This window comes from Streptomyces sp. NPDC093065 (assembly GCF_044754585.1).
Classification (GTDB): domain Bacteria; phylum Actinomycetota; class Actinomycetes; order Streptomycetales; family Streptomycetaceae; genus Streptomyces.
In genome coordinates, this window is sequence record NZ_JBIVPJ010000016.1 from 198,574 (window position 1) to 214,838 (window position 16,265).

Here is a 16,265-nt window from a genome sequence, read left to right on the forward strand (position 1 = left end):
ACGGGACGGCTCCTGTGCCGAGTCCGGCCGTGGCGGTACCACCGCGGCTCGGACCCGCGCCCCGGACCCCGCCGGGGCGGCCCGGACCCGTGCCGGGGTGGATGCCACCGCGCGCGGGACGTGTGCGCCGGGCTCCGCCGAGGTGGCCGGGACCCGTGCCGGGGTGGATGGCGAGGCGGCCGGGACCCGCGCCCCGGACCCCGCCGGGGCGGCCCGGACCCGTGCCGTGGCGGATGCCGGGGCGGCCCGGACCCCCGCCGGGGCGGATGGTGGGGCGGCGTGCGGGGCCGTCGGCGACGACGGTCGTGGGAGGCCGGCATGAAGGCGCTCGTCACGCGGCTCGACAGCTTCGGCGACGTGCTGCTCGCCGGGCCCGCCGTACGGGCCGTCGCCGCGCGGGCCGACCACGTCACCATGGTGTGCGGGTCGCGCGGCGCGCCCGCCGCCCGGCTGCTGCCCGGCGTCGACGAGGTACTGGTGTGGGACGCGCCCTGGGGCGGGTTCCAGCCGCCCGACGTGAGCCGCGCGGACATCGACGCCCTCGTGGCACGAGTCGACGCCGACACCGCGCTGATCCTCACCTCCTTCCACCAGTCCCCGCTGCCCACCGCCCTGGTGCTGCGCCTGGCCGGCGTCCGGTACATCGCCGCGGACAGCGTGGACTACCCCGGATCGCTCTTCGACCTGCGCCACCGGCGCGCCCCGCACGCCCACGAGGCCGAGGCCGCGCTCGACCTCGCCGAGGCGGCCGGGTTCCCCCGCACCGACGACGGGCGGCTGCGCGTGCACGCCCCGCCCCGCGCCGACGCCCTCACCGGCACCGGCCCCTACGTCGTCCTGCACCCCGGCACCAGCGTCCCCGCCCGCGCCTGGAGCCCCGAGCGCGCCGCCGAGGCCGTACGCGAACTCGCCGCCGCCGGGCACCGCGTCGTGGTCACCGGCGGCCCCGACGAGCGCGACCTCACCGCGTACGTCGCCGGCGCTCACGGCACCGACCTCGGCGGACGCACCGACGCCCGCGAACTGGCCGGCGTCCTCGCGGGCGCCCGCGTCGCCGTCACCGGCAACACCGCGCCCGCCCACCTCGCCGCCGCCGTCGGCACCCCCGTCGTCTCCCTGTTCGCCCCCGTCGTACCCGCCGAACGCTGGCGGCCCTACGGCGTCCCCCACGTCCTGCTCGGCGACCAGGACGCACCCTGCGCCGACAGCAGGGCCCGGGACTGCCCCGTCCCCGGGCACCCCTGCCTCAACACCGTCACGGCCACCGACGTGGCCGCCGCCGTCGAGAAGCTGATCGCCGTCGAGAAACCGATGGGGGAGACATGAGGATCCTCATCTGGCACGTGCACGGGTCGTGGACCACGGCCTTCGTGCAGGGCCCGCACACCTACCTGGTCCCCGTCACCCCCGACCGCGGACCCGACGGCCTAGGCCGCGCCCGCACCTGGGACTGGCCCGGCTCGGTCGTCGAGGTACCGCCCGAGCGGCTGCGGGACGAGGACATCGACCTCGTCGTCCTCCAGCGCCCGCACGAACTCGACCTGGTCGACCGCCGGCTGGGCCGCCGCCCGCCGCTGGTCTACCTGGAGCACAACGCCCCCGACGGCGACGTGCCCCACACCCGCCACCCGGCCGCGGACATCCCGGGCGTCCTCCTCGTCCACGTCACCCACTTCAACCGGCTGATGTGGGACGCGGGCCCGACGGAAACCGCCGTCGTCGAGCACGGCATCGTCGACCCCGGCCACCGCTGGACCGGCGAGCTGGAGCGCGCCGCCGTCGTCGTCAACGAGCCGATCCGGCGCGGGCGTACGACGGGGACCGACCTGCTCCCCGTCTTCTCCCGGGCCGCCCCGCTCGACGTGTTCGGCATGCGCACCGAAGGCCTCGCCGAGCACCTCGGCCTCGACCCCGGCCGCTGCCGCACCCAGGACGTCCCCCAGAGCGACCTGCACACCGAACTGGCCCGCCGCCGGGTCTACGTCCACCCCGTGCGCTGGACCTCCCTCGGCCTGTCCCTGCTGGAGGCCATGCACCTGGGCATGCCCGTGGTCGCCCTCGCCACCACCGAGGTCGCCGAGGCCGTACCCCCGGGCGCCGGAGTGGTGTCCAACCGCATCGACGTACTGACCGACGCCGTACGCGACTTCCTCGCCGACCCGCTGCACGCGCGGGCCGCCGGCGAGGCGGCCCGCGCGGCGGCCCTCGCCCACTACGGGCTGCCCCGCTTCCTGGACGACTGGGAGCGGCTGCTCAAGGAGGTGACCCGATGAGGATCGCCATGGTGTCCGAGCACGCGAGCCCGCTCGCCGCGCTCGGCGGCGTCGACGCCGGTGGACAGAACGTCTACGTGGCCCGTCTCAGCGAGGAGTTGGCGGGGCGCGGCCACGACGTCACGGTCTACACCCGCCGGGACGCCGCCGGCCTGCCCGACCGGGTGCCGCTGCCCGGCGGCGCGGTCGTCGAACACGTGCCGGCCGGACCGCCCGTGCCGGTCCCCAAGGACGAACTCTTCCCGCACATGCCCGCCTTCGGCGCCCACCTGGCCCGCGCCTGGGCCCGGGAGCGGCCCGACGTCGTGCACGCCCACTTCTGGATGTCCGGCATGGCCGCGCAGATCGGCGCGGGCCCGCACGGCATCCCGCTCGTCCAGACCTTCCACGCCCTCGGCACCGTCAAGCGCCGCCACCAGGGCATGCGGGACACCAGCCCCTACGAGCGCATCGGCATCGAGCGGCAGATCGGCCGCGGCTGCGCACGGGTCCTGGCCACCTGCACCGACGAGGTCGTCGAACTCGGCGACATGGGCGTCCCGCCCCGCCAGGTCTCCGTGGTGCCCTGCGGCGTGGACGCCGAGCACTTCCACCCCGCCGCCGACACCGGCCGCACCCCCGAACGACGCCTGCCGCACCGGCTGCTCGCCTGCGGCCGGCTCGTCCCCCGCAAGGGCTACGACCAGGCCATCCGCGCCCTGGCCCGCATCCCCGGCACCGAACTCCTCGTCGCCGGGGGCCCGCCCGCGGGCGCCGTGGAGGCCGAACCCGAGGCGCAGCGCCTGACCGGCATCGCCCGCCGCGCCGGCGTGGCCGACCGGGTCCGGCTGCTCGGCGCGGTCGACCCGGACGACATGCCCGCCCTGCTCCGCAGCTCCGACCTGGTGCTGTGCACCCCGGTGTACGAGCCGTTCGGCATCGTGCCGCTGGAGGCCATGGCGTGCGGCGTGCCCGTCCTCGCCACCGACGTCGGCGGCCACCGCGACTCCGTCGCCGACGGCGTCACCGGCCGCCTGGTCGCCCCGCAGGGCCCCGAGGCCGTCGCGGAGGCCGCCCGGGAACTCCTCGCCGACGAGCGGCTGCGCCGCCAGTACGGGAGGAACGGCCGCGAACGCGTCCTGCGGCACTACACCTGGGCGCGTGTCGCCGACGGCGCGGAACAGGTGTACCGCCTGACCCGCTCCGAGCACGCGGTCTCCACGGAGGTGGCGTCATGACCGTGCACCCGCCCGTCGTCGGGCACTGCGACGAACTCCAGGACGCGCTGGGGGCGTTCCGCGGCTCCGCGCACATCACCCAGCGCTGGGGCGAGCGGCTCGCGGCCGTGCTGAGCGGCGGCCGCCGGCTGCTCGCCGCGGGCAACGGCGGCAGTGCCGCCCAGGCCCAGCACCTGACCGCCGAACTCGTCGGCCGCTACCGCGACGACCGCCCGCCGTTCTCCGCGATCGCGCTGCACGCCGACACCTCCTCCACCACCGCCATCGCCAACGACTACGGCGTCGACGAGGTGTTCGCCCGCCAGGTCCGCGCCCACGGCCGCCGGGGCGACGTCCTGATGCTGCTGTCCACCTCCGGCGCCAGCGCCAACCTGCTCTCCGCGGCCGACGCGGCCCGCGCCGCCGGCGTCCGGGTGTGGGCGCTCACCGGCTGCGCCCCCAACCCGCTCATGGCGGGCAGCGACGAGTCCCTGTGCGTCGAGGCCCCGTCCACGGCCACCGTCCAGGAGATCCACCTCGTCGCCGTCCACATGGTCTGCGCGGCCTTCGACGCGGCCCTGGAACAGGACGAACGCGGCACACGCACACGCGACGCACGCGACGCACGCGGGGCCGGGCGCGCGGCGCAGCGGAAGCGGAGGTGAGGAGCCACATGGCTGCCATGGCTGACAGGACCCCGCTGGTCGTGGTCGGCGACGCGCTGCTCGACCGCGACCTGACCGGCTCCGCCGACCGGCTCGCACCGGACGCGCCGGTCCCGGTCGTCTCGGAGTGCGCCGAGCGGACCCGCCCCGGTGGCGCCGCCCTCGCCGCGTACCTCGCCGCCCGCGACGGCCGGGAGGTCACGCTGATCGCCGGCGTCGGCGACGACCCGGCCGGCCGTGCCCTGCGCGAACTGCTCGAACCCTGGCTGACCCTGGTCCCGCTGCCCCTGACCGGCACGGTGCCGGAGAAGACCCGCGTCCTCGCCCAGGACCGTCCCGTCGTCCGCCTCGACCGGGGCGGCGGCCGGGTCCGCGGCGCCACGGACGAGGCCCGCGACGCGCTGCGCTCCGCCCGCGCCGTCCTGGTCTCCGACTACGGGCGGGGCGCGGCGGACGCCCTGCGCGACGTGCTCGCCGCACGCCCGCCGCTGGTCTGGGACCCGCACCCGCGCGGGGGCGCCCCGGTCCCCGGCACCCGCCTCGTGACGCCCGCCGAGAAGGAGGCCCACGGCTTCGCGCCGGACCCCGGCCGCCCCGGCGGCGGCCTGCGCGCCGCCGCGCTCGACGCCGCCGCCCTCGTACGGGACTGGCGGGTGGCCGCGGTGACGGTGACGCTCGGCTCGCGCGGCGCGCTCCTGTCCTACGGCGAGCACCCCCTCCTCGTCCCCGCGCCCGCCGCCCACCACGGCGACTCCTGCGGCGCGGGGGACCGGTTCGCGGCCACCGCGGCCGGACTGCTCGCCGACGGGGCGCTGGTGGGGGAGGCCGTCGAGGGCGCGGTCGGCGCCGCCACGGCCTTCGTCGCCGCGGGCGGCGCGGCCGCCGTACCGCCGGCCGGCTCCGGCCGGGCGCTCGCCGCACTGCCCGACTCCGGCGACCCCGGCGCCCTCACCACCCGGATCCGCGCCGAGCACGGCACGGTCGTCGCCGCCGGCGGCTGCTTCGACCTCCTGCACGCCGGACACGTCGGCCTCCTCCAGGCCGCCCGGCGGCTCGGCGACTGCCTGGTCGTCTGCGTCAACTCCGACGCCTCCGTCCGGCGCCGCAAGGGCGGCGGCCGCCCCGTCAGCCCCCTCGCCGACCGCGTCCGCGTCCTGCGCGCCCTCGCCTGCGTCGACGCGGTGGCCGTCTTCGACGAGGACACCCCCGAACGCCTCCTCGCCGACCTGCGCCCCGACGTCTGGGTCAAGGGCGGCGACTACGCCGGCGCCGACCTCCCGGAGGCCGCGCTCCTCCAGGAGTGGGGCGGCCAGGCGGTCCTCCTGCCCTACCTCGACGGCCGCTCCTCCACCGCCCTGCTGACCCGCGCGGCGGAGGGAACGCGATGAGGCTCGGAGCCCCGGTACGCCCGCGTGCCCTCCCACCCGTCGGCATCGCGCCGGTCACCACACCGCCTCCGGCCCCCGCCAGCCACCCGCCCGTCCCGCCGACGCCGAGGCGCGCGTTCCGCTCGCCGGGGGCGGAGTCGACCGACCGCGGAACACGGCCCGCGCCGACCACCGCGCCCGACCGGCCACCGGCCGGCCCGGACAGGCCCGCCGCGGCGACGCCGGTGACCGGCCGGGCATCCGGCGCCGGGCCGCCCGCCGTCACGGGAGGGCGCGCGAGCGGCAGGGGAACGGCGGCGGCACCGACGGGACCGGTCCACGGAGGACCAGAGGCCGTGGCCGGCCCGGTGGGTCCGGTCGGTCCGGTCGGCCCGGCCGGGGCGGCGGGTGGCGGGATCGTCGGTGTCGGGCGGCCGGGCGGGGATCGCGCCGGAGCAGGCCGGGAGCACGCCGTCCACGCCCACGCCGCCGTCGCCGTCGCCGCCCGCGCCGCCCGTGCCGTCCGTGCCGCCGCCGTTGCCGTCGCCGCCCGTGCCGCCCGTGCCGCCCGCGGCGCCCGCAGCGACGAGGACCGCGTCGGTCCGGTGGCCCCGATCCGGTCGGTGGGCGGTCCTGCCGTGCCCCCGGGTGGCCTGCCGGGCGGCCCGGGCGCGGCGGCGGCCGCGCGGCTCGGACTGGGGCCCGGGGAGGGCGGCTTCGCGTCCCCCGGGTCGGCCGGTGGGCCGGTGACCGGGGACCCCGTGCATCCGCCGGTCGCCGGAGCGACGCGCCCGGGCGGACCGGAACCGGTGCGGGCCGAGGCGGAGACAGGCCCCGTGTCCTGGTGCTGCGTGCCCTCGGGCTCGGGGACCTGCTGGCCGGGGTGCCCGCCCTGCGGGCGTTGCGGCGGGCGTACCCCGGGCACGAGCTGGTGCTGGCCGGCCCCGCCGAGCTGGCCCCCGTGGCCGCCGCGACCGGTGCCGTGGACCGGGTGCTGCCCGCCGCCGAACCCGGGCGGGCCGTCCCGCGCACCCTCGACTGGACCGGACCGCCTCCCGACGTCGCCGTCGACCTGCACGGCAACGGACCGCCGAGCCACCGCCTCCTGACCCGCCTGCGCCCGCGCAGGCTGCTGGCGTTCGCGCACCCCGAAACCCCCGAGGTGGACGGCCCGGTCTGGTACGCCGAGGAGCACGAGCGGGAGAGATGGTGCCGGCTGCTGCGCGCGTACGGCATCGACGCCGACCCCGCCGACCTGCGGCTGCCGCGCCCGGACACACCGTCCCCCGCCCCCGGCGCAGTCGTCCTGCACCCCGGCGCCGGCGCCCCCTCCCGCTGCTGGCCCGTGGAACGGTACGCGGCCGTCGCCCAGGCGCAGCGCGCACGCGGACGCCGGGTCGTGGTCACCGGGGGAGCGGCCGAGGCGGACCTCGTGGCCAGGCTGGCCAAGCTCGCCGACCTGCCCGACACGGACGTGTTCGGCGGCGGCCTGCCCCACGACCGGCTCTCCGCCCTGGTCGCCGGCGCCCGCGCCGTCGTCAGCGGCGACACCGGCATCGCCCACCTCGCCGTCGCCCACGCCACCCCCTCCGTCACCCTCTTCGGCCCGGTACCGCCCAGCCGCTGGGGCCCGCCGCCACACCCCCGGCACCGCACCCTGTGGCACCCGGGCCCGGACGGCGACCCGCACGGCCGCGACACCGACCCCGCGCTGCTGCGGATCACCCCCGACGCCGTGCTCGAAACGCTGGACTGGCTGGACGCACTCGACGCCACGGACCCGACGCACACCCCGGAAGAGGGACCATGAAGCACGCCGCGCACCACAGCCCGACGGCCACCCGCGAACGGCCCCGCCCCGACGACCCCACGCGCCCCGCCCCCGTCGGCATCGTCATCGCCACCCGCAACCGCAGCGCCGGCCTCGCCGTCACCGTGCGCCACCTCCTCGCCCTGCCCGAGCGGCCCGAGGTCCTCGTCGTCGACAACGCCTCCACCGACGGCACCCGCACCATGCTGGCCCGCGACTTCCCCCAGGTCCGCGTGCTCGCCCTGCCGCACAACCGCGGCGCCCTCGCCCGCACCCACGGGGTCCGCGCCCTGGACACCCCGTACGTCGCGTTCAGCGACGACGACTCCTGGTGGGCACCCGGCTCCCTGCGGGCCGCCGCCCGGCACTTCGACGAGCACCCCAGGCTCGGCCTGCTCTCCGCCCGCACCCTCGTCGGGCCCGGCGACACCGCCGACCCCCTCAACGACCTGCTCGCCGGCTCCCCGCTCGGCACGGCCACCGACCTGCCCGGCACCCAGGTGCTCGGCTTCCTGGGCTGCGCCGCCGTCGCCCGCCGCACCGCCTACCTCGACGCGGGCGGCTACCACCCGCTGCTGTTCTTCGGCGCCGAGGAGACCCTGCTCGCCTACGACCTGGCGGCCCGCGGCTGGGGCGTCACGCACTGCCCCGACGTGGTCGCCCACCACCACCCGGACCCGCGCCCCCGCACCGGCCGCCCGGCCGTCGTACGCCGCAACGAACTCCTCACCGCCTGGCTGCGCCGCCCGCTCCCGTACGCCCTGGCCCGCACCCGTGCCCTCGCCGCCGACGCCCGCCGCGACCCGCACGCCCGGCACGCCCTGCGCGAGACGCTCACCCGCCTGCCCGCCGCCCTGCGCGCCCGCAGGACCCTGCCCCCGCACGTGGAACGGGCCGCCCGTCTCCTCGACGGAGCGGTCTCGTGACGGACACCCGGACCACCGTCGTCGTCATCACCCACAACCGGTGCCCCGAACTCCTGCGCACCCTGGACCGGCTCGCCGAACTCCCCGAGCAGCCGGCGGTGATCGTCACCGACAACGGTTCCACCGACGCCACCGCCACCGCCGTCGCCCGCCACCACCCCGGCGTCCGGCTCCTGCGCCCCGGCCGCAATCTCGGCGCCGTCGGCCGCAACCTGGCGACCCGTCAGGTGACCACCCCCTACGTCGCCTTCTGCGACGACGACTCCTGGTGGGCCCCCGGCTCCCTGTCCGGGGCCGCCGACCTGCTCGACCGGTACCCTGCGGTCGGCACGGTCACCGCCCGCATCCTGGTCGAACCCGGCGGCACCGAGGACCCGATCGTCAAGGAACTGCGCGACTCGCCCGTACCCCGCCCCGACTGGCTCCCGGGACCGGCGCTCGGCTCCTTCCTGGCCGCCGCGACCGTCCTGCGCACCGACGCCTTCCGCGCCGCGGGCGGCTTCCACCCGCGGCTGTGGCTGGGGGGCGAGGAAGAGCTGCTCGCCGCCGATCTGGCCGCCAACGGCTGGTGGCTGACGTACGCCGACCACCTGACGATCCACCACCGCCCCTCCCGCGCCCGGGACTCGACGGTCCGGCGGGTACACGGCATCCGCAACACCCTGTGGTTCACCTGGCTGCGCCGCCCGGCCGGCCCCGCTCTGCGCCGCACCCTCCACCTCGCCCGCACCGTGCCCCGCGACACCGCGTCCCTGCGCGCCTTCGCGGAGGCGACCGCCGCGCTGCCGTGGGTGCTGCGCGAACGCCGGGTGCTGCCGCCCGAGGTGGAGGCCAGGCTCCGGTCACTCGAGCCCGCCCAGCGCGACTCGACGGCGCGCAGCTACACCGGCTGACGCGGTCGGAAAAGCCGTACGAGACCCGGGGGCCTAACCCTCCGTCCACCGGCACAGCAGCCGGAACACCGCGAACAGCGTCACCGGCCACACTCCGGCGAACGCCCAGATCACGCCGGGCGCGGACGTGACGATGCCGACGACCATCAGCGTCACCGACACGGCGAGCAGCAGAAGTACGGTCAAGGTGCGTGGGCGGTAGGCCGCCAGGCGGGCGGGGTCGGGGCAGCGGCGGAGCCGCAGCGTGCGCAGGCGCCGGTCGAGGCGGCGGTCGCGGCGCAGCGCCCGTTCGACCTCGTCGAGTATGCGCTGCTCGTGATCGGGGAGCCGGCCGATGGACACGATGTCTCCTCCTGGGGTCGGACCGACCACCGTCGAGTGCCCGCACCGCCCCGCGGCTAACCGCCCGCCCGGACCGTCATCGCCCCGCCCCGGCCGCCGGCGCCGCCCGCAACGCCGCCACCAGGCCGTCCGCCGCGTCCGGCACCGAGTGCGCCGCGCGGAACCCCCGCGCCGACCCGTGCCGCTACCTCCCGCCCCTCGGCCAGGCACCAGTCCCACCAGTGCTCCAGCGGCGCCTCGGCCGGTGCCTCCGTGAGGCGTTCCGCGGGCACCAGAGCGGGCCAGCCGCAGGCGCGGGCCTGCGCCGTCACCTTCGCGCCGCCCGCGACCGGGTCCACCGCCAGCACCGGGACACCGGCACGCAGCGCGAGGACCAGCCCGTGCAGCCGGTCGGTGACGACCAGATCGAGCCGGGACAGCACGGCCTCCAGCTGGGCCGGCGTGCCGCACAGCCGCCAGTCGTGCGCGTCGAGCCGGGTCTCCATCTCCAGCCGGGCACAGTCCCGGCCGGCCAGCCAGCGCGTCAGCACCGCGGCGACCTCCTCGTGCCGCCGCAGGCCCCCGTACTCGTGCTGCCCGTGGGTGAGCACCACCCCGACGACGGGCACCGCGGGGAGCGCCGGAGCGCGGGCCGCGAGATCCAGCCCCGGACCGCTGCCTGCGGCGTCCCGGGCCAGCACCCGGTGGAAGCCGGTGACTGCCGGGGAACCGGGGTCGACCACGGAGACGCCGACGGCGATCCGCACACAGTGCGCGAACCGCCGGTGCAACTCCTCGACCTGCGGACCGTGCACCGGCCCGCACACGAACACCAGCCGGGAGTACGCCGCCGGGTCCACGTCCGCGAAATGCGTACCGCCGACGCGGAAGCCAGGGCTCCACACGGCGTCGTACGCCAGCCCCGCGTCCCGCAGCACCTGCTCCACCCGCGCCAGCGCCAGCACGTCCCCGGCCGTCGCCTCCCCGTGCAGGAAGCTGAACCAGCCGGTCACCAGGATCCTGTCGCGTTCCCGTCCGTACACAGTGCCCCCGGGTGCCCCGCCGGCACCCGCACAACCACCGGGGCGGCGACGAGCCGGTCTCGGAACCGCACCTGCCCCGGCTGCCCCGCCGGCCCAGCCGCCGACCGCGCCGCCCGCGCCTCACACCGTGTTGGTCACGGTCACCGTCACCTGCGCGCCGGGCGCCGCCTCGGACAGCGCGGCGGTCACCGCGTCGCGCACCGCGCGGGCGACGGTCAGGGCGCGGTGGCCGCGGCGGAGGACGATCTGCACGTCCACCTCCCACGGCCCCGACCCGGTGGCCCGGCTCACCCGCACACCGGCGGGCGTGCGCCCCGCCGGGGACCGCGGTGCGGTGCGGGCGGAGGATCGGAACAGGTCCGCGAGGCCCGGCCGCAGGAAGGCGACGCCGGGGACGTCGGCGGCGACCCGCGCGACGGTGCCGGCGACGGCGTCCCGGCCGGTGGCGGCTGCGGTCACGGCTGGTTCCCTTCTTCCGCGCCGGCCGGTCGGTCCGGTTCCGTCCCGGCCGGTTCCGTCACGTCGGTGATGTGCACGTCCACGTGGTCCACCGGCAGCCCCAGGACGTCGTCCGCAGCCCCGCGCACCCGCCGCCGGACCTCCTCCGCGAGGTCGCGAAGCCGAGGCGTGAGCGGTACGACGACCTCCAGCCGCACCCGGACGGGACCCCTCGACGGGGAGCCGCCGGACTCGGCGGGCCGGATCCGGCACGAGCCCGCCCGCACCCCCGGCACGGTCTCGGCGACGGCCCGCAACGCCTTGGCGGCCATCGCCTCGCGCACCCACAGGTCCTCCTCGGGTTCCCCGAGCGGCAGCGGCCGGCCGGGCCGCAGCTCGAGCCGTACGACGTCCATGACCCGTTCGGTCAGCGCCCCGGCGTCCCACTCCGCCTCCCGGCCGCCGCCCGCCTCGCGCACCGCGACACCGAGCAGGTCCAGCTGCCGTACGGCCGCCGAGCAGTGCGGGCAGGCGCGCAGGTGCGGATCCCGGTCCGGACCGTCCTCCCACGCCTCCCACACCTCGGACAACAGCCGCCCGCAGGCCAGCCGTTCGTCGTCGGCGGCCCCGTCCGCACCGCCGGAGCCGGGTCCTGTGCCGGGCCCGGGCAGCTCCGCGCCGCTCTTCATCGCCATGCGGTCATCGCCTCCGTCAGGCAGCGTCGTGCACGGAACACCCGGCCGCGGGCAGCCTCCGGGCTGATCCCGACCGTCTCCGCGATCGTCTCGTACGACTGGCCCTCCAGCTCTCTGAGCACCCAGCACACCCGTTGCTCGGGGGAGAGCTCGGACAGCGACCGGCCCAGCGCCACCGCGGCGGCGTGCGACTCTGCGGCCCGTGCGGGGGAGACGGCGTGGTCCGGCGCCTCGGGTTCGGGCACGCTGTCGAGATCGGCCACCGGACGCCGGGAACGCAGCATGTTCAGGCACCGGTTGACGACGATGCGGTGCATCCAGGTGGTGAAGGCCGACTGCCCGCGGAACTCGGGGAGCCTGCGCCACGCGCTGACGAACGCGTCCTGCACCGCGTCCTCCGCCTCCGACGGGCTGCCCAGCATGCTCGCCGCGAGCCGCAGCAGCCCCGGCGCGTGCCGCCGCACGAGCACCTCGAAGGCGTCCTCGTCGCCCTCGGCGGCCCGCACCGCGAGCAGTCCGTCGTCTCCCGGCACGCGTGCTCCTCTCCACTCCACTCCACGCCGTTCCCATCGTGGGACACACCGACTGCCCCCGGCGTTACGCGAGCACACGGAGAAAGGAAATCGGGAAAAGAAATTCCCGCAGTGGCGTAACGCCGCACGGCCGTCCGTGTCCAACGTCCAGAGAACCGAACGACCACGGTTGACGGAGGACACCATGACGACGGCAGCGCAGACCGCCACGATCGGGACGAAGTCCGAGCAGCAGAACGGGACCACGGGCAAGGCCGGCGGCACCGGCCGCGGCGCGCAGGGCGGCGCGACGACCCTGAGCGGCGGCGCCGCCGGTGCCGCCGAACCGGCCGCGACGCGGGGCCGCACGTCCATCGCCGACGTCGTGGTCGTCAAGATCGCGGGCATGGCGGCGCGCGAGATCCCCGGCGTGCACGACATGGGCGGCGGCCTGTCCCGCACCATCGGCGCGGTCCGTGACCGGGTGCCCGGCGGCCGGCCGAACGTCGGCCGGGGCGTCAAGGTCGAGGTCGGCGAGCGGCAGACCGCGATCGACCTGGACCTCGTCGTCGAGTACGGCGTGCCCATCGCCGATCTCGCCCGGGACGTGCGGGAGAACGTGATCGACGCGGTCGAGCGGATCTCCGGCCTGGAGGTCGTCGAGGTCAACATCACGGTCAACGACGTCCACCTGCCGGACGAGGAGGACCCGGAGCGCCCGGTGGAGGCGCGCGTGGAATGACGGCGCGCGGCGCGACGACGGTTCCGGAGCAGGCTCCCAGGCGGAGGTGAGTGATGAGCAGAGCGGTGATCGGCATGCTGGTGGGCATGGCGCTGGCCTTCGCCGGGTGGTTCGGCGGCTTCGGCGCGTTCCTGCTGGTGGCCGCGCTGGGCGCGGTCGGCGGTGTACTGGGGCGCCTGGTGGACAACGGCACGGACTGGCGCGAGTTCCTGGCCCCCGGCGACCGGAGGACCCGGTGACGGGAACGCCGGCCGCCGGGGAACCCGCCCGTACGGCGCCGGCCGCCAAGGGAGCCGCCCGTACGGCGCCGGCCGACCGTGGCCGGACCGTCGTCGCCGACCGCGCGGTGCGCCGGATCGCGGAACGGGCCGCCGCCGAGACCGACCTCGCCGGGCGGCGCGCCCGGGTGACCCACGGCACGGCGACGGTCCACGGACGCCGTGCGGACGTCTCGGTCGACGTGCGGCTCCCGTACCCGGCGGTGCTCGGCGAGGCCGGGGAGCGGGTCCGCGGCCGGATGGCGGACCGGGTGGCCGAGCTGAGCGGCCTCACGGTGCGGGCGGCGACCGTCCACGTCCGGTCCCTGGCCGGGGCCCGTACGGCCCCGCAGCCACCCCCGGCCTGCGAGGACGTCCCGTCCGGCGGCCGTTCGGCCAGGCGTCCCCGGTCGGCACGCCGGATCCCGGCCGCGCTCGTGGCCCTGACGGCGGCGGCAGCGTGCGCGTTCCTCCTGTACGACGTCCTGGCGGTGCACCTCGCCGGCCGGCGTCCGGCGGGCGTGCGCACCGCGGCGGTCGACTGGCTGGCGGCACACGGCCCCGGGGACACCGCCGTCGTCGCGGGCGGCGCCGTCGCCGCCGCCCTGGGCGTCTGGCTGCTCTGCCTCGCCCTCACCCCCGGCCTGCGCGGCGTGCTCCCCATGACACCGGTGCCCGGCCGGCACGACCAACGGGCGGTCCTGGACCGCACCGCCGTGGCGGAACTCGTGCGGGACGCCGCGTCGGCCGTCCCCGGCGTGGCCCACGTCCGCGTGCGCTGCGGCCGGCGCCGCGTACGCGTACGGGCCCGCCTGGCCTTCGGCGACCGCCCCACGGCCCGCACCACCCTCCGCGCCGCGACCGACACCACCCTCGCCACCCTGGGCCTGCCCCGGAGCCTCACCCCACGCATCACCCTGCGCCCGGACCCCCACTGGCGCCCACCGAATCCGGAGCCCCCGGACGGGGAGCCGTCCGTGTCGGGAGTCGCGCGTCGGGGGTCGTCCGCGGCGGAGGGCGGGCCCGTGCGGGAGGCGGGCTCCGGCTCGCCCGGTGAGGAGGCGGCGCCGGGTCCGAGGCGTCCGAGCGGGGCCGCGTCCCCGGGCCGTCCGCCGGGGGTGAACGGGCCTGGTGCGTCAGCGCCGCCCGGTACCGAGGCGCCCGGCGCGGAGCACGAGGACGGGGTGTCGTCCACGACCGGGGCGCCGTCGCGCAACGCGGTGAACCGCGCTCTGCTCGGGCTGACCGGGGCGGCCCTGCTGGCCGGCGGCGGTTGGCCGGCGCTCACCTCGGACGGGGTCGGCGGGCGGCTGCCCGGGTGGTGGCCCGCCCCGGACTCGGGGACGGTGCTGCTCGACCGCGCCGGACTCGCCGACCTGCGCGGGCACGGCTGGTGGACGCCGGTCGTCGTCGCGGGCACGGTGTGCGCGCTGCTGCTGTCCCTCGCCTGGTTCCAGGCCCAGTTCCGGCGCGGCGGCGGGCGCCGGCTCCCGCTGGCGGGGCCGCCCCTCACCCTGCGTTCCCGCGCCCTGGCCGACGTGGTGGCCCGGCGTGCGGAGGCGGCCGACGGGGTCCGCCAGGCCCACGTGAGCCTGCCCGCCGGGAAGAAGCGGTCCCGGGCCCGGGTACGGGTGCTGCTCGAACCCGGAGCCGAACCGGGACCCGTCCTGCGACGGCTCACCCACGGCGCCCTCGACGAGGCCCGCGCCTCCCTGGCCCCGCACCCCCTGGCGGTCCGGGTCCGCATGAGCGTACGGACCACCCGCGAACGACGGGCACGATGACGGACAGAAGCCGTCCTCGATCCCCGCTACCGTGCCCCGCATGACCACCAAGGCAGCGACGACCCTCCCTCTCCTCGGCGTCCGGGCCCTCAACCGCGCCACCCTGGCCAGGCAGTTGCTGCTGCGCCGCGCCGCGATGTCCGCCGAGGCCGCCGTCGCGCATCTCGTCGGACTCCAGGCCCAGAACGTGAAGCCCCCGTACTACGCGCTCGCCGCCCGCCTCGACGGCTTCACGCCCGAGGACCTGTCCGCGCCGATGGCCGACCGTCGCGTCGCCCGGCTCGTCACCATGCGCTCCACGATCCACACCCACACCGCCGACGACTGCCTCACCCTGCGGCCCCTGGTCCAGGCCGCCAGGGAACGGGAGTTGCGCGCCTTCCGCAAGGGGCTGACCGGCGTCGACCTGGACCGGCTCGCGGCCCTCGCCCGTGAGCTGGTCGAGGCCGAGCCGCGCACCATGGGGCAGTTGCGCGAGGCGCTCCTCGCCGAGTGGCCCGAAGCCGACCCGCAGGCCCTGTCCGTCGCCGCCCGCTGCCGGCTCCCCCTCGTCCAGGTGACGCCGCGCGGACTGTGGGGCAGGAGCGGTCAGGTCACGCTCACCACCGCCGAGCACTGGCTCGGGCGCCCCGCGCGGCCGGCCCCGGCACCGGAGGACGCCGTACTGCGCTACCTCGCCGCGTTCGGGCCCGCTTCGGTGAAGGACATGCAGACCTGGGCGGGCCTGACCCGGCTCCGGGACGCCTTCGAACGCCTCCGCCCCCGCCTCGTGGTCTTCCGGGACCCGAACGGCACCGAACTCTTCGACCTCCCCGACGCGCCGCGCCCCGACCCGGACACCCCGGCCCCGCCGCGCTTCCTGCCGGAGTTCGACAACCTGCTCCTCTCCCACGCCGACCGCACCCGCCTCGTCCCGCCCGAACACAAGGGCCGCACCTGGCGGAAGAACCAGGCCTACCGCGTCCTCCTCGTCGACGGCTTCGTGGCCGGACTGTGGAAGCTCGCGGACGACGCCCTCGTCGTCGAGCCCTTCGGCCGGCTCCCGCGGAAGCAGCGGGACGAGATCGTGGCCGAGGGCGCGCGGATGCTCGCGACGATGCACGCCGAAGCGGCGTACGACATCCGCTTCGGGACCGTACGCGACTGACCCGGAGACGGAGACGGGGACGGGGACGGGGACGGGGATACACGTGGAGAGGGGGGGGGGGGGGGGGGGGGGGGGGGGGGGGGGGGGGGCCCCCCCCCCCCCCGCGGCCGGAGCCCTGTCGGCGCGGGTCCCGGAGGCGGTGCTGACGCTGCTGTTCGCGGCCCTGGCCGCACTGGCCGGCCTGCACATGCTGGGC

Annotated in this window: 16 protein-coding genes and 1 pseudogene; 12 read left to right on the plus strand and 5 right to left on the minus strand. The window is 77.5% G+C overall.

All coding sequences use genetic code 11. From position 1 onward, the window contains the following. Positions 1-318: 318 nt before the first annotated feature. The 8 genes from ACIQFU_RS26130 (at position 319) to ACIQFU_RS26165 (ending at position 9,130) form a co-directional block, all read left to right on the plus strand. The gene (locus ACIQFU_RS26130) at positions 319-1,326 is read left to right on the plus strand and encodes a glycosyltransferase family 9 protein (RefSeq protein WP_402554603.1); all 1,008 of its coding nucleotides are present in this window, start codon (positions 319-321) and stop codon (positions 1,324-1,326) included. Further along, the gene (locus ACIQFU_RS26135; protein WP_402554604.1) at positions 1,323-2,273 is read left to right on the plus strand and encodes a glycosyltransferase; all 951 of its coding nucleotides are present in this window, start codon (positions 1,323-1,325) and stop codon (positions 2,271-2,273) included. The genes ACIQFU_RS26130 and ACIQFU_RS26135 overlap by 4 nt, the downstream gene beginning before the upstream one ends. Next, positions 2,270-3,490: a glycosyltransferase gene (locus tag ACIQFU_RS26140; RefSeq protein WP_402554605.1), complete on the plus strand. Its 1,221-nt coding sequence runs from the start codon at positions 2,270-2,272 to the stop codon at positions 3,488-3,490. Before ACIQFU_RS26135 ends, ACIQFU_RS26140 begins: the two co-directional genes overlap by 4 nt. Beyond that, positions 3,487-4,134, plus strand: a complete 648-nt coding sequence (locus ACIQFU_RS26145) for an SIS domain-containing protein (RefSeq protein WP_402554606.1) — start codon at positions 3,487-3,489, stop codon at positions 4,132-4,134. The genes ACIQFU_RS26140 and ACIQFU_RS26145 overlap by 4 nt, the downstream gene beginning before the upstream one ends. 17 nt (positions 4,135-4,151) lie before the next feature. Then, positions 4,152-5,522: a D-glycero-beta-D-manno-heptose 1-phosphate adenylyltransferase gene (gene rfaE2 / locus ACIQFU_RS26150; RefSeq protein ID WP_402554607.1), complete on the plus strand. Its 1,371-nt coding sequence runs from the start codon at positions 4,152-4,154 to the stop codon at positions 5,520-5,522. Positions 5,523-6,345: 823 nt separating this feature from the next. After that, positions 6,346-7,311, plus strand: a complete 966-nt coding sequence (locus tag ACIQFU_RS26155) for a glycosyltransferase family 9 protein (RefSeq protein WP_402554608.1) — start codon at positions 6,346-6,348, stop codon at positions 7,309-7,311. Continuing rightward, positions 7,308-8,237, plus strand: coding sequence for a glycosyltransferase family 2 protein (locus tag ACIQFU_RS26160; protein WP_402554609.1), 930 nt, complete (start codon positions 7,308-7,310; stop codon positions 8,235-8,237). Before ACIQFU_RS26155 ends, ACIQFU_RS26160 begins: the two co-directional genes overlap by 4 nt. Beyond that, on the plus strand, positions 8,234-9,130 hold the full coding sequence (locus tag ACIQFU_RS26165) for a glycosyltransferase family 2 protein (protein WP_402554610.1): 897 nt from the start codon (positions 8,234-8,236) through the stop codon (positions 9,128-9,130). Before ACIQFU_RS26160 ends, ACIQFU_RS26165 begins: the two co-directional genes overlap by 4 nt. 33 nt (positions 9,131-9,163) lie before the next feature. Here ACIQFU_RS26165 and ACIQFU_RS26170 read toward each other — a convergent pair whose 3' ends face one another. The 5 genes and pseudogenes from ACIQFU_RS26170 to ACIQFU_RS26190 form a co-directional block, all read right to left on the minus strand. Further along, a complete protein-coding gene (locus ACIQFU_RS26170) occupies positions 9,164-9,472 on the minus strand; it encodes a DUF3040 domain-containing protein (protein WP_402554611.1) in 309 nt (102 codons plus the stop codon). A gap of 76 nt (positions 9,473-9,548) precedes the next feature. Continuing rightward, positions 9,549-10,464, minus strand: a pseudogene (locus tag ACIQFU_RS26175) (polysaccharide pyruvyl transferase family protein). Between the two features lie 150 nt (positions 10,465-10,614). Continuing rightward, positions 10,615-10,953, minus strand: coding sequence for an Asp23/Gls24 family envelope stress response protein (locus tag ACIQFU_RS26180; RefSeq protein WP_402554612.1), 339 nt, complete (start codon positions 10,951-10,953; stop codon positions 10,615-10,617). Next, on the minus strand, positions 10,950-11,627 hold the full coding sequence (locus ACIQFU_RS26185; RefSeq protein ID WP_402554613.1) for an Asp23/Gls24 family envelope stress response protein: 678 nt from the start codon (positions 11,625-11,627) through the stop codon (positions 10,950-10,952). Before ACIQFU_RS26185 ends, ACIQFU_RS26180 begins: the two co-directional genes overlap by 4 nt. Then, the gene (locus ACIQFU_RS26190) at positions 11,618-12,160 is read right to left on the minus strand and encodes an RNA polymerase sigma factor (RefSeq protein WP_402554614.1); all 543 of its coding nucleotides are present in this window, start codon (positions 12,158-12,160) and stop codon (positions 11,618-11,620) included. Before ACIQFU_RS26190 ends, ACIQFU_RS26185 begins: the two co-directional genes overlap by 10 nt. Positions 12,161-12,344: 184 nt before the next feature. On the opposite strand from ACIQFU_RS26190, the gene ACIQFU_RS26195 reads away from it, so the two are divergent. Genes ACIQFU_RS26195 through ACIQFU_RS26210 form a run of 4 tightly spaced genes read left to right on the plus strand, consistent with a single transcriptional unit; the run spans position 12,345 to position 16,069 of the window. Continuing rightward, a complete protein-coding gene (locus tag ACIQFU_RS26195; protein WP_402554615.1) occupies positions 12,345-12,881 on the plus strand; it encodes an Asp23/Gls24 family envelope stress response protein in 537 nt (178 codons plus the stop codon). A 53-nt stretch (positions 12,882-12,934) separates the two neighbouring features. After that, positions 12,935-13,120, plus strand: a complete 186-nt coding sequence (locus tag ACIQFU_RS26200; protein ID WP_402554616.1) for a hypothetical protein — start codon at positions 12,935-12,937, stop codon at positions 13,118-13,120. Continuing rightward, the gene (locus ACIQFU_RS26205) at positions 13,117-14,922 is read left to right on the plus strand and encodes a DUF6286 domain-containing protein (protein ID WP_402554617.1); all 1,806 of its coding nucleotides are present in this window, start codon (positions 13,117-13,119) and stop codon (positions 14,920-14,922) included. The genes ACIQFU_RS26200 and ACIQFU_RS26205 overlap by 4 nt, the downstream gene beginning before the upstream one ends. Positions 14,923-14,962: 40 nt before the next feature. Next, positions 14,963-16,069, plus strand: a complete 1,107-nt coding sequence (locus tag ACIQFU_RS26210) for a winged helix DNA-binding domain-containing protein (RefSeq protein ID WP_402554618.1) — start codon at positions 14,963-14,965, stop codon at positions 16,067-16,069. The last annotated feature ends 196 nt before the right edge of the window (positions 16,070-16,265 follow it).